General features: G+C 43.4%; 11 protein-coding genes. 7 read left to right on the top strand and 4 right to left on the bottom strand.

What is annotated here, in order from left to right; translation table 11 throughout:
* The first annotated feature begins 19 nt into the window (after nucleotides 1-19).
* The 6 genes from AAEO56_RS13250 to thiL all read left to right on the top strand — a co-directional run bounded on the left by AAEO56_RS13250 (nucleotide 20) and on the right by thiL (nucleotide 9,326).
* Entirely contained in the window at nucleotides 20-412 is a 393-nt protein-coding gene (locus AAEO56_RS13250) for a hypothetical protein (RefSeq protein WP_341697550.1), read from the top strand.
* Nucleotides 413-551: 139 nt separating this feature from the next.
* Complete coding sequence (locus AAEO56_RS13245; protein WP_341697549.1) at nucleotides 552-1,814, top strand: TolC family protein; 1,263 nt, start codon at nucleotides 552-554, stop codon at nucleotides 1,812-1,814.
* 3 nt (nucleotides 1,815-1,817) lie between these two features.
* Nucleotides 1,818-2,915 (top strand): efflux RND transporter periplasmic adaptor subunit, encoded by a 1,098-nt coding sequence (locus tag AAEO56_RS13240; protein WP_341697548.1) that lies wholly within the window; start codon nucleotides 1,818-1,820, stop codon nucleotides 2,913-2,915.
* An 11-nt stretch (nucleotides 2,916-2,926) separates the two neighbouring features.
* Nucleotides 2,927-6,025 carry an efflux RND transporter permease subunit gene (locus AAEO56_RS13235; protein WP_341697547.1) on the top strand — a complete coding sequence of 1,033 codons (3,099 nt, stop codon included), beginning with the start codon at nucleotides 2,927-2,929 and terminating at the stop codon, nucleotides 6,023-6,025.
* Between the two features lie 115 nt (nucleotides 6,026-6,140).
* Nucleotides 6,141-7,733 carry an anti-phage dCTP deaminase gene (locus AAEO56_RS13230; RefSeq protein WP_341697546.1) on the top strand — a complete coding sequence of 531 codons (1,593 nt, stop codon included), beginning with the start codon at nucleotides 6,141-6,143 and terminating at the stop codon, nucleotides 7,731-7,733.
* Between the two features lie 540 nt (nucleotides 7,734-8,273).
* On the top strand, nucleotides 8,274-9,326 hold the full coding sequence (thiL, locus tag AAEO56_RS13225) for a thiamine-phosphate kinase (protein ID WP_341697545.1): 1,053 nt from the start codon (nucleotides 8,274-8,276) through the stop codon (nucleotides 9,324-9,326).
* A gap of 137 nt (nucleotides 9,327-9,463) precedes the next feature.
* Here thiL and AAEO56_RS13220 read toward each other — a convergent pair whose 3' ends face one another.
* Together AAEO56_RS13220 and AAEO56_RS13215 are read right to left on the bottom strand one after the other, a co-directional pair.
* Nucleotides 9,464-10,432, bottom strand: a complete 969-nt coding sequence (locus tag AAEO56_RS13220; RefSeq protein WP_341697544.1) for a hypothetical protein — start codon at nucleotides 10,430-10,432, stop codon at nucleotides 9,464-9,466.
* Between the two features lie 12 nt (nucleotides 10,433-10,444).
* Nucleotides 10,445-11,893, bottom strand: a complete 1,449-nt coding sequence (locus AAEO56_RS13215; RefSeq protein WP_341697543.1) for an MBOAT family O-acyltransferase — start codon at nucleotides 11,891-11,893, stop codon at nucleotides 10,445-10,447.
* 189 nt (nucleotides 11,894-12,082) lie between these two features.
* On the opposite strand from AAEO56_RS13215, the gene AAEO56_RS13210 reads away from it, so the two are divergent.
* A complete protein-coding gene (locus AAEO56_RS13210) occupies nucleotides 12,083-12,475 on the top strand; it encodes a hypothetical protein (protein WP_341697542.1) in 393 nt (130 codons plus the stop codon).
* Nucleotides 12,476-12,525: 50 nt separating this feature from the next.
* On the opposite strand, the gene AAEO56_RS13205 is transcribed toward AAEO56_RS13210, so the two are convergent.
* Complete coding sequence (locus AAEO56_RS13205) at nucleotides 12,526-13,266, bottom strand: hypothetical protein (protein WP_341697541.1); 741 nt, start codon at nucleotides 13,264-13,266, stop codon at nucleotides 12,526-12,528.
* Between the two features lie 205 nt (nucleotides 13,267-13,471).
* Complete coding sequence (locus AAEO56_RS13200; RefSeq protein ID WP_341697540.1) at nucleotides 13,472-13,777, bottom strand: hypothetical protein; 306 nt, start codon at nucleotides 13,775-13,777, stop codon at nucleotides 13,472-13,474.
* Nucleotides 13,778-13,779 lie beyond the last annotated feature (2 nt).

Raw genomic sequence — 13,779 nt, 5'->3', positions numbered from 1 at the left:
TTGACGGAATTGAAATGTTGTGAAAACAAACAAAGTACATATTTATCAACGGATCTTATGGGCGCTTATAGCGCTCCATATACTCAATTTCAGTATTGACAACCCCCATACCCTTCGTGACAGTGATGTTGTTGATGAGGATTTTGAAGAGGTGGATAGTGTAGTAGAGCTTGTACTTGAAAATGTGATCCATATTGAAAACGCGATTCCCGAGCACCATACAAAATCTCCCGTTGGCCACAAATTAAACCTTAAAAAAACCACATGGATCTTCCCGCAGCAACAGGAAGATCTCGTTTTTGAATCTGTTCACCAGCCGAACTTCAGGGTGGTGCTTCCCGATACATTTTATCGCCATTCATTATATTATTCGCCCTATCTGGCCGTATTCTCTCCTCCTCCCGAGGCTTAATACTATTTACATTTTTAAAATCCGGAGCATTGCCTTTATTGGCAGTGTAATGTTATTCGCATGGGTTTTACCTATGCTCCCGGCACGGCTTGTATCTGTATACAAACCAGTCTAAATAAATAGTATTAAAATAATCGACATGACATTAAAAAAGATAATGTCCTGCATGGCAATAGCGCTATGCTGGGCCAATATGGCTGCGCAAAACCCTCAAAATCTAGACCTTACCATAAAGCAGGCTGAAGAGCTTTTCTTTAAAAATAACTTTTTACTGCTTGCCGGCCAGTATGGTATTGACAAAGCCGATGCGGCCATAATACAGAGTAAAGTGTACCCAAATCCGGAGGTAAGCGCCGATATGATTGCCTACCAAGGTCAGAACAATCTTTACTTCCCTACAGGCAATCGTGGCAACTTTGCCGCAGGCATCGAACAGCTAATTATACTTGGAGGTAAACGCAAAGCCGGTATCGAACTAGCTAAAAAGGATAAAGAAATGGCTGAAGCCGACCTGACCGACCTGACCCGCAACCTGCAATACCAGATATGGCAATCTTTCTACACATTGCACAACCAGGAAAAGATCATAAAAAAATATGACATGCTCCTGCAAAAGCTACAGGAACTCATTAGCAGCTATGAGGTACAGGTAACCAAAAACAATGTAGCTCTAAAGGACCTGGTGCGCCTGAAGTCGGTTTATGTAAAGATTAATAACGACAAGTCGGAAGAAAGCCAGGTGCTAATTGAGGAACAGCAAAAACTGAATATTTTGCTAGGCACCACAGCTACTATAAAAACAAGATACAGCTCTGACGATGCCAAAGGCTTTGCTGCCAAAAGTTTTGTTTACGATGAAATACTGAGCCAGTCCCTGAAAAACAGGGCCGACCTCAACCAGGCAAGGATCGCCACCGAATCGGCGACGCTTAACCTTAAGCTGCAGCGCAGCCTGGCCATTCCTGATGTAACGCTCCGCGGTGGCTACAACCAGCAGGGTGATGCCTTCAGGAACCAGTACAATATGGGGCTCGCGATATCGCTGCCGTTCTTTGACCGAAACCAGGGTAATATCCAAAAAGCTAAGACAGGACAGCTTGAAGCGGGAAAAAATGTAAGCTACAAAGAACTGGAAGTTACCAACGAGGTTCTCGCCGCTTACCAGAACTTTACCCGTAGCGTTGAGGAATACAAACGCATTAATTCGCTTATCAACCAGGATTTTGATACAGTATTCAACGGTATCAATTCCAATTTCCAGAAAGGCAATGTATCAATGATCGAGTTTGCCGATTTTTTTGAGGCATACAACGAAGCGCAGACTGAAGTGGAAAGAGTTAAAAAACAACTTGCAATCGCCGCTGCAGGGATAAACTTTGTAACAGGCACTAACAACTTTTAAAAAATGAAAACACCGGGCTATATAGTATTGATGAGCGCAGCCGTGATAATAATGATGACGGGCTGCTCTAAAAAACAAGAGAACCACGAAGAGGAGGCACCGCAAAAATTTGTGATGACCGACACGATGTACAAGGGGAGCACTTTTGCCACCGCCGATGAAGAATATGCGCAGAACGAAATACGCCTTTTTGGCAAAGTAAGCGCAGAGAACAATAACATGAGCCAGGTATTCCCGGCCGTGGGGGGCAGCGTGATAGAAATAAAAGCCGAGCTGGGCGACTATGTAAAACAGGGACAGTTGCTGGCCAGTGTGCGCAGTACCGAGATCGCAGGCTTCCAGAGCCAGGCAAGCGACGCAGATGCAGATGTGAGCATTGCCGAACGCAACCTGCAAAGCGCGAAGGACATGTATGAAGGAAAGCTCGCCAGCGAAAAAGAACTGGTAATGGCCCAGAAAGAGCTTGATAAGGCCAAGGCGGAGCAACGCAGGATGAGAGAAGTGAACCAGATATACAGGTTGAAAAGTGGGTCGGTGTACAATATGTACGCACCTATAAGCGGGTACATTGTAGCCAAGGACATCAGCCCTAACGAAATGCTGAGCAGCAACCGCGAGAGTGCGGTATTTACAATTGCAAAATTGGACCGTGTGTGGGTGCTTGCCAATGTAAACGAGAGCGACCTCGACAAGATAAAGACAGGCCAGGCAGTAGACATCCATACCATAGCCTATCCTGACAAAGACATTAAAGGCAAAATAGACAAGATATTCAATGTAATCGATCCCGATACCAGGGCGGCAAAAGCCCTCATAAGCGTACCGAATAGCGATGTTGCGCTTAAGCCGGAAATGAATGCCACCGTTACCGTACATTTTCCGGACGACAAGAAATTCGTAGCCATACCAAGCGAGGCCGTGGTTTTTGATAAAAGCAAGAACTTCGTCATGGTGTTCAATGCAAAGGATAATGTTGAGACCAGGGAGGTTACGGTATACCGTGCACTTGACGATAAAACTTACATCTCATCGGGGCTTAAGGCGGGTGAGAAGGTTATTGTAAAGAACAACCTGCTCATCTATGATGCCATTAACGATTAATTGCAGCAGCCATGATAAAAATGATAAGGAATATAATAGGGTTTTCCCTTCGCAATAGGCTATTTACCTTTTTTTGGGTAGCTATTGTAGTGATAGCAGGTGTTATCAGTTATAAAAATATACCGGTTGAAGCATTTCCCGATGTTACCAATACCCAGATAATCATTGTAACGCAATGGGAAGGCCGCAGTGCCGAGGAAGTGGAGCGCTTTGTAACCTCTCCTATAGAAATCTCGATGAACTCCGTACAAAAGAAAACCAATGTGCGCAGTATCACGATGTTCGGGCTTTCGATAATAAAAATTATTTTCGACGATGATGTAGACGACTTCTTTGCGCGCCAGCAGGTGAACAACCAGCTGCGCAATGTAGAGTTGCCCGAAGGCATAGAGCCCGATGTGCAGCCTCCTTACGGGCCCACCGGAGAGATATTCCGGTATACGCTGCAAAGCAAGGATAAAAATACCCGCGACCTGCTTACCCTGCAAAACTGGGTGATCGACCGCCAGCTGCGCTCCGTGCCCGGCGTGGCCGATGTGGTGGCCTTTGGTGGGCGCGAAAAAACCTACGAAGTAGAGATAGACCCTATCCTGCTCCAAAAATACGAACTCAGTTCGCCGCAGGTTTATGATGCCATTAGCAAAGCCAACGTTAATGTGGGAGGCGATGTTATCGAGAAGAACGGCCAGGCCTATGTGGTGCGCGGTGTCGGGCTTCTGGAAAGCATCAGTGATATAGAGAATACCATTGTCGCCCAATACAACGGCAACCCCATCCTCATCAAGAATATTGGAAAAGTGGTGGAAAGCAATGTGCCACGCGTGGGCCAGGTAGGGCTTGACGACAATGACGATGTGGTTGAGGGCATTGTAGTGATGCGGAAGAACGAGAACCCGTCGATAGTACTCACTGCCCTTAAAGAAAAGATCGCCTATGTGCAGGACAATGTGCTGCCTAAGGATGTAAAGATGGTTACCTTTTACGACCGTGACAACCTCATGGAATACTGTACCCATACGGTAACGCACAACCTTGTCGAAGGGATCGTGCTCGTTACCCTGATCGTATTCCTGTTCATGGCCGACTGGCGTACCACGGTCATCGTGTCGATCATTATACCTTTGGCGCTGCTGTTTGCCTTCCTGTGCCTCAGGCTCAAGGGCATGAGCGCCAACCTGCTTTCCCTTGGTGCAGTAGACTTCGGCATCATCATAGACGGTGCCGTCGTCATGGTCGAGGGGCTCTTTGTCGCACTCGACCAACTGCAGCATAACGTGGGCGAAAAGCGCTTCAACAAGCTGGCCAAACTGGGGCTTATACGTAAAACCGGTTCCAAGTTGGGAGTGGCTATCTTTTTCAGCAAGCTGATTATCATCTCTGCCCTGCTCCCTATTTTCTCTTTTGAAAAAGTGGAAGGCAAAATGTTCTCGCCGCTTGCCTGGACACTGGGCTTTGCACTGCTTGGCGCGCTTATCTTCACGCTTACGCTGGTACCGGTATTGTGCTCCATCCTTTTAAATAAAAATGTAAAGGAAAAGCACAACATATTCGTGGAGTTTTTCAATAATTCGGTAGCCAAAGGTTTGGGCTTTACGTTTAGGCATAAAAAGGTTTCGTTCATTGTGTCGTTGGTTATCCTGGGGCTTACGTTGGTGTCGGCAAAGTTTATGGGTACCGAATTCCTGCCGCCGCTGAATGAAGGTGCGCTTTGGGTGGAGGCCAAATTCCCTATGAGCCAGTCGCTTACCGAAACCGTAGACCGCGTGGCCGAACTGCGTACAGTACTGCGAACCTTTCCCGAAGTAAACGGCGTGCTTTCGCAAACGGGCCGCAGCAACGACGGTACCGACCCAAGCGGTTTCTATTATGTGCAGATGCAAGTGAACCTGAAGCCGAAAGAAGAATGGAAGCGCAAGATTACGATGGACGGGCTGGTGGAAGAAATGGACAAAAAGCTGAAAAACTTCCAGGGGATCAACTTCAATTATTCGCAGCCTATTATTGATAACGTAGCCGAAGCCGTGGCGGGTATGAATGCCAGCAACGCAGTGAAAATTTATGGGGACGACCTGAAAACGCTCGATAAACTTGCCAATGAGGTGATCGCTAAAATAGGGCACGTAGATGGCATTAAGGATATTGGCATCCTGCGCAACGTAGGGCAGCCGGAGATAAGCATCCGTTTCGACGAAGAAAAAATGGCGCTCTACGGCGTGCAGAAAAGCGATGCCCAGAGCATTATAGAAATGGCGATAGGCGGCAAAACCGCGACACAGAAATATGAAGGCGAGAAAAAATTTGATGTCAGGCTGCGTTACAGGCAGGACTACCGCAAGGATGAAGAAGACATCATGAACCTTATGGTCCCTACCCTGCGAGGCACCAAAGTTCCGCTCAAGGAGATCGCATCGCTGAATACCGCTACCGGGCCGGCGTTTATATACCGCGACAATACCAAGAGGTTCATCGGGGTGAAATTCTCGGTGCGTGACCGTGATTTGGGCAGTACCATTGCCGATGCCCAGGCCCGTGTAAAAGGCATGAAACTGCCCCAGGGCTACACCATAGGCTGGACAGGCGAGTTCGAGAACCAGATACGTGCCAGCGCCAAGCTCGCCCAGGTAGTACCGATTTCGCTGGTGCTGATATTTGTGCTGCTGTTCATCATGTTCGGCAATATAAAAGATTCGCTGCTGGTGCTTGTCAATGTCCCGTTTGCCATCATCGGCGGTATACTGGCCTTACAGATCACGGGTATTAACTTTGGCATTTCGGCTGGGGTGGGCTTTATTGCGCTGCTGGGCATTTGTATCCAGAACGGCGTGATACTCGTCTCAGAGTTCCATTCCAACCTGCGAAAGAAAATGAGCCTGGCCTCCTCTGTCATTGAGGGCGTAAAAAGCCGTACCCGCCCCGTGGTCATGACGGCGCTTATGGCAGCGATAGGCCTTATGCCGGCTGCGATCTCAACAGGTATCGGCTCCGAATCGCAAAAACCGCTTGCCGTTGCCATCATCGGCGGACTGGTTACCGCAACGCTGTTTACCCTGCTGATATTCCCCAACTTCTTCTACTGGATAATGAAGAACAAGCATGAGAAAGACGAATAGATTTTAGATGAGAGATTTTAGATGAGAGACCCGTAGCAGAGGTGTTGCGGGTTTTTTTGTTAATATTAAGTATTTAACAAAAAAATTATATATTTGACAAATAACCAATTAAAATATGGAAGCGCGTAAATTAGCAAATAACGAAAATAAAAATGTAAATTATAACAGAAGTACTTCTCAAAGAGTCAAAGAAACTTTAACAGATGAGATTGTTATCGGGATTTGCTCTCAAATTGGTGCAAAAAAGGATTTAGTGATAAGCAGTATAGAAAAATATCTTAAAGAATTTAATTATATTGTGAAGATCATTAAGCTGAGTGATTTTATTACTAACCAACAGACTTCTTCAGCACCTCAAGTCGGCAAGACAGAAAGGTTTACTAATTTAATTTCTAAAATTGATACTGGAAATGAGCTTAGAGAAAATTTTGGAGAAGATTATTTGGCTAATTTAGCAATCACTCAGATTGCGCATGAAAAGAAAAAACATTATCTGGTAGAAGATGAAAAAGACTTTAGTAAGATAAAATCTAGACGCATATGTTATATAATTGACTCTATCAAACACACTGAGGAACTAAACACATTTAAAGATGTATATAGAGACATCTTCTATTTGATGAGTATTTATACTCCTATAGAAGAACGAATTAACAATTTATCTATACCCTCCTTAAGCCGAGAAGAGGCAGAAACCCTGATACATAAGGATCAATATGAAGAAAATCCTTATGGACAACAAGTGAGGGAAGTATTTGTAAATGCGGATTTTTTTCTTAGGGTGGATCAAAATACCGAAAAAGATATTCATAAAAAAACAAGAAGATACATCAATTTATTATTTGGCTATGGATTAGAATCTCCAACAACACATGAACGAGCGATGTATGAAGCAAAATCGGCTTCAGTTAATTCTGCTTGTTTATCTCGTCAGGTTGGAGCAGCTATAACTTGCAGTGAAGGCAATTTACTTTCAACAGGCTGGAATGACGTTCCAAAATATGGCGGAAATTTATATACTAGTGAATCCCCTAATGATAATAGATGTTTTGTTACAGGGCAGTGTCATAATGATTTTAATAAAAGTTCTTTAGTCAATTATATTATTGAAGACTTCAAAAATACAATTGATTTGGAAAAAATTTTACAGGGTACTAGCGAAATTGATTCTTCAAAATATTTTGGTATAATACAAAATTTATCTAATTTTATAAAAGAAAGATTAGATAAATCTGGCATTAGAAATCTAATAGAGTTTTCTAGATCTGTACATGCGGAAATGCATGCTATAATAAATGCAGGAAATTTGGACGGGAATAAAATTAAAGGCGGCGTATTATATTGTACAACTTATCCCTGCCATAATTGTGCAAGACACATTATTGCTGCTGGAATAAAAAAAGTCATTTATATTGAGCCTTATATAAAAAGTAAAGCTCCAGAATTACACGATGATTCAATTACTGAGAATGAAAAGGTAAACAATAAAGTACAATTACTAGTGTTTGATGGTGTTGCGCCACGTAGGTATTTAACTTTTTTTAATCAAAATAGAAACAGAAAAAGATTAGGAAAAAGTCTGGTAAACAATTTTGACAAAACGAAACTGAACCCAATTAATAATATATCTTTGCAGGCACTAATTTTTCTAGAAACACAAGCAGCCCAAAGGATAATAGATCGTCAAACCAATGAGCCACAATACTGAAAAAAATATCAAAGTTATTAAATTGGATGCGCAGGTAAAACCTTCGCATTCTATTAGTTACAGCTGCAATTGCTGTAGTGAAAAAGTCACTTGCCAACAATATATCGAATCATTACAACCAACTTATGTTATTAATTTGAAACAATTTGAAATTAATAAGATGGTACAAGAAATATCTTCTTTAATAAAAAGAGATGAATAAGAGGCCAATGGCCTCTTATTTTTTGTCCAAGCTTTCCGTAAATTCAAAGCATAATGAAAAAAGAAAACCCAATACCTCCTGAACATCAGCGGTTAGTATTAGACAGGATTGCTAATGCTAAAAAAAATCCTGAACGCCTTTTAGATTGGGATGAAGTCGTAAAAAGACTGTAAAAGTTGAGACACGCATTTAATGTGTCTAATATATTAATATAAAATTCCATGAACTATGCGATACACATTCAATGTGTATCTACTATCGCGTTATCATAAACTTTCCCCTGCTCCTACTTTTAAACTTTGTAACTTTGCAACTTTAAACTTTGCAACTCAAAAGAAATGATAGAAGATAAAAACCAGCAGCGCACCAGCCTTTCTAACCTGGGCGAATTCGGACTTATAGAGCACCTTACCCAAAATATCGAGATCAACCAGCCAACGACTATAAAAGGCATTGGGGACGATGGGGCCGTGCTCGATTTTAAGGATAAGAAAGTGGTGGTATCGACCGACCTGCTTATTGAAGGCGTACACTTTGACCTGGCCTATATGCCGCTAAAGCACCTCGGCTACAAAGCCGTTGTGGTGAATGTATCCGACATTTGTGCCATGAACGCCAAACCAACGCAGATCACGGTTTCGATAGCAGTATCCAACCGTTTCCCCGTAGAGGCTTTAGACGAGCTGTATGACGGCATTAAGCATGCTGCCAAAGTATATGGCATAGACATCATCGGGGGCGACACAACATCGTCTCAAAAAGGGATGATCCTGAGCATTACCGCCATTGGCGAAGCTGACGAGGATGATATTACCTACCGCGTGGGCGCAACGGATACCGACCTGCTGGTACTTACCGGCGATGTGGGTTCGGCCTATATGGGGCTGCAGGTGCTCGAAAGGGAAAAGCAGGTGTTCCAGGTGAACCCGGACAACCAGCCCGACCTTGATGCCTATACCTACTTAATAGAACGCCAGCTGAAACCGGAAGCCCGTATGGACGTGAAGGAACTGCTGAAAGCGCTGGAGATAAAACCTACTTCGATGATCGATGTATCGGACGGGCTATCGTCAGAGATCATCCATCTGTGCAAGCAATCGGGCGTAGGGTGTAATCTGTATGAGGACAAATTGCCGCTCGATCCGCAGCTGATCAATGTGTGTGAGGAGTTCAATATCGACAGCACTACGGTGGCTATCAACGGCGGCGAAGATTACGAACTGCTATTTACCATCCGTATGGAGGATTTCGAAAAGATAAAGGGCAACCCAAATTTCTCGATCATTGGTCACATGACACAGGAAAGCGAAGGCATCCACCTCGTAACACGTGCCAATACCAAGATCCCTTTGAAAGCAAGGGGATGGAATGCATTACAGGAAGAGGAATAGTTATTTAGTTCCGGGTTTGGAGTTGTGGGTTTCGGGTTGCCAATTGTAACGGATACTCAACACCTGAATACTCAAAAATAAAAATGCCGCATTTAGACTAAGCTCAATGCGGCATTTTCATTCTTTTTACTTTCTAACTATTTCTTTTCCGGAACCAGTTGTTTTAACTGCGCTGCAAAAGCATCAGAAACTATTTCGGCCCCTTTGTGGTTGGGGTGTACCGCATCATAAAAATCAGGGACTTTAACGAGTGTGGTAAGGTCGATCACATCGATCCCTACTTCGCTGCGGATCATTTTTGCAAACTCCGCGCTGTATCCCGCGGCATTATCGCAATCGTCCGGATTGATAGGCATCAGTACCATTACATATTTAATGTTTTTGCTTTTAAAATAATCGCGTGCCCTTTTCAGGAAGGCCAGCTGCGAAACCGGCTTCGATTGCGGCTTGTACTTATCGCACCCGATAGGCTGAACCGGGTAGTTAGGAGAGCGCTGTTCCACATAGATATGCGGGAAATACGGGTCCATGATCCTGCCTTCGTCATATTTCTCATTATCCAGTAAAGGCCTGATGGCAGTCGTGATATAGTTCTCGAAATACACCCTCGATTTCAAATTATTCTCAAAGTCGGAATTATCGAAAAAGCTTTTAGTGTTACCCATTACCGACCTTGTAGCGTCGTTGAGCTTGTAGCCGCTAAGGAACATTGGTATTGTTTTGGCATCAGGGATATCAACCGGCTTGTCTTTAGAGAAAAATGCCGTTGTGGTACACTGAACCACCATCCTTGTGTTGTCCCCTACCATTCCGTAGAAATAGCCGGATTGGTACATGTCCTGGCTAAAGTTCCCTACATTGTATATTTCAGCCGGCGTGCCCAGCTTTGCCTTAACCCTTTTTGTATCGACGCCCAGCACCGTACGGCTGTCGCCAAATACCAGTATATTATCATCCTTTTTATGAACGTTATCCAGCAGGGTAAGGAAACGCTTATCGCTGCTGTTGAATTTCCTGTAAAAAAAAGGCTGGGCATAGGTAAGCACCACTACTGTAGCAAAAGCTGCAAAGCAAAAGGTAAGCAGGCGGACAATAGTTGTTTTCATCGGGAGGTATTTTTAGAATTGGAAATAAATAAAACTTGCCTGCTCTCCACCAAATAGGTAGATAAGGGATACAAGCGCCATAATGATGAACAGCTGCAACGGAAGCTTTTTAAGGTATATGCCGTTAAAAGCATATTCTCTCCTGCGGTATAGCCATTCTACAGAAAGCATTATGATGATCATCAGTACAACAATAAGGAGCGTTGTATTGTCGGCACCCTTCAGTTTCGGGAATTTCAGGAGTGACGGCTGCAGCATCTGGCCAATATAAGTAAAGGCAGCTTTCATCGATGCGGCCCTGAAGAATATCCAGGCGAATACCGTTAGTATAAATGTGATCAGGATACCAAAAAACTCCCTTACGCTTGGCAGGGCGCTATTGGCCGCTACAACTTCCAGGTTATTCCTGTTACGGTTGGTGAGGAGCAATGGTAAAAAGTACAGTGCATTAAGGAATCCCCAGAATACAAATGTCCAGTTGGCCCCGTGCCAAAAACCGCTCACAAGGAATATTATAAAGGTATTCCTTACTTTCATCCACGTACCGCCTTTGCTGCCACCTAAAGGTATATACAGGTAATCCCTGAACCATGTAGAGAGCGATATGTGCCACCTTCTCCAAAACTCAGCAATATCCCTGGAAAAATAAGGGTATTTGAAGTTGGTCATGAGGCTTATGCCGAAAAACTTCGCCACACCCAGTGCAACGTCGCTGTATCCTGAGAAATCGCAATAGATCTGGAAGGCAAACAACACCGCGCCAAGCGCCCTGATACTGCCTGAAGCCACCTCATCGCCAAAGATGCCGTCTACGAGGGAAGCTGCACTGTCGGCAATAACTATCTTTTTGAAAAGCCCCCATACGATCTGGAAGCTGCCGTCAATAACACGGTTGTAATCAAGGTTCCTCTTTACCATAAATTGCGGCAAAAGGTGCGATGCACGTTCTATAGGCCCGGCGACAAGGAGGGGGAAGAAACTTACAAAAACCGCATAGGTAACAAGGTCATCAACCGGTTTGGCTTTGTCGTTGTATATATCAAAAACGTAGGATAATCCGTGGAATGTATAGAAGGAGATACCAACCGGCAATATAATATTCAAAGTGCTCATGTGGACGGTGAAGCCCATCATTTCCAGCATTTCGGCAAAAGATTCGGCAAAAAAGTTGTAGTATTTAAAGAAGCATAAAAAGCCCAGGTTGATCCCTACGCTGATAATAAGCCAAAGTTTCTTATTTGCCTTTGACGTGCTCCTTTCGATAGCCTGACCTGAATAAAAATCCAATAATGTTGAAAATGCCAAAAGGAAGCCAAACCTCCAGTCCCACCAGCAATAAAAAACATAACTTACTACAACGAGTAAAGCGTTTTGAAGCTTCAGGTTCTTATTGGCGACAAACCAATACAGCACAAACACTATGGGCAGGAACAGCGCGAATTCGTAAGAATTGAACAGCATACTTAAATGTTAAATTTTTTCAAAGATAGAATTAATTTCTATTGTGAAAACCTCTTTACAAAAGAATAACCAACCTTTTTTAAAAGTATAAGATAATACTCACAGGATACTGTAGTACAAGATACTATATAGAAAGTGCAAGGATTTGATGTTTTGTATTTATATTGTGTAAATTCCTATATTTATAGCATGAAACCTGAAAATAAAAACTTCCTTACGTTTTGCCTCCTGGTCTTTTTAACAGCGGTACTGGCCTATTCGCTGTTTTTCGTCTCGGCAATGGCCTATAGTCAACCCATGGGTTCTTACAGTAAGGTCAGTTCTTATGTTCACGGGTTTATCCTGCACATGCCGCTTTGGCTCGGGGCTTTATTGATTGCCGGACTTATATTGAAAAAGCCTTTTCCGCGCAAAATGACCCTTATACTGGAAGCATTGCTTTTTGGGCTGTTGCTGCTCCCATTAATTTTAAAGGATCCAAGGGTATTCTTCGATTATATCGTACTGCCTTATTATGCCGTTGACTTCCTGCTGTGCCTGGCATTGCTCCTGAAGTTACGCATACGCCTTATAAAAACATAAAAAAAGTCCTGACTCGCGCCGGGACTTTCTTTTGGATCTTGTAGAAATTACTATTTGTATGTATACGTAGCAGCATAAATGTGAGTCCCATCCTCACCTCCTGTTTTTGTAAACGTAGCCGTTGTAGGATAGTTTGCACTGTTATATACATAATCTGCAACCACCTGGCTTTGTACTTCACCGGCCTCATTTTTTATAACCACTTTTTTCGGGTTGTTTACAGGAAGCAGCAATTTGGCTTTTATAAGCTCTTCTGCCTGTGGCGTAGCGCTGAAGTTAAGGTCGATATTGTCCAGCACTTCAATTATTCCTGCCGCCTCAAGCGTAGCGAAGAACGGGTTTGGTTTTTGGTCGTACGTAATATCGGCAGTATATTCTGCCATGACCGTCCCGTCATAATCCCTTTCAAAAAGCCTAAGCTTAATCGGGTTGCCGTGGGTGTCATAGTCAAGCACTTCGCCAAATTCGTAACCATCGTACGCGTCAACAAAAAGGTCGCTGGTAGTAAGTACATCGTTGCTTCCGCTAATGTTGGCAAGACCGCCATTCTCATAAGCGAACATGCTGGTTTCCTCACCGTCAGTAGCGCTGGTCACCCTTCCGTTGGCATCATAGACCACGGTTAAAGAGGATGCAACTTCATCGCTGCTGGACGGGATCACGCTTACATGGGTAATGTATTTTTTTTCGCCGTTATTGGCATTGTTGTAATCATCTGACGAATCATCGCTGCAGCTTGTAAAAGCAAGCACTGCCGTCAGGCAAAGGGCGGATAGGAATTTGTTTTTCATAAAAGCTAATTGGTTTTTTTTGAGGACGCTAATTAAGGGTAAATTTTTGACACAAAAAAAGCATTCGGCAGGAATGTTTTTATGAAATTATCCCTAAACATTACAGTTTTACTGCAAATATTACAGGTACCATTACTGCTTTACAGGAATTAAAAATGTGCATACCCTATAATCATCCTCAGCAAAAAGATACCTGAATCGTATCTCAAAATTTACCATCTACTACGCTTTCCCTATTAACGGTTACTGAGCATAAAAAGAATTCATCCTTATGGCTATTACCTAAAGGCCTTATACCTTTGCCAACGACTGCAGACTCTTTAAGATCGATATTCTCAACATAAATTTTAAGTCTTGTGGGCTTATTTCTTTTCAGATAGGGAAATCCCGTTTCGAATTCAAGGCGAACAGTTTTGTTGCCATCTCTACAAAATAGGATACTGCCGTCCTGTGCTATAACAGAAAAGCATGTGAAGAATAAAACTGCAACAAAGAAAATTATTTTTTTCATAT

Source organism: Flavobacterium arundinis (assembly GCF_038289855.1).
Lineage (GTDB): Bacteria > Bacteroidota > Bacteroidia > Flavobacteriales > Flavobacteriaceae > Flavobacterium > Flavobacterium arundinis.
The sequence above is the reverse complement of the archived record's forward strand: the minus strand, read 5'-3'. Positions and strand labels throughout refer to the sequence as shown.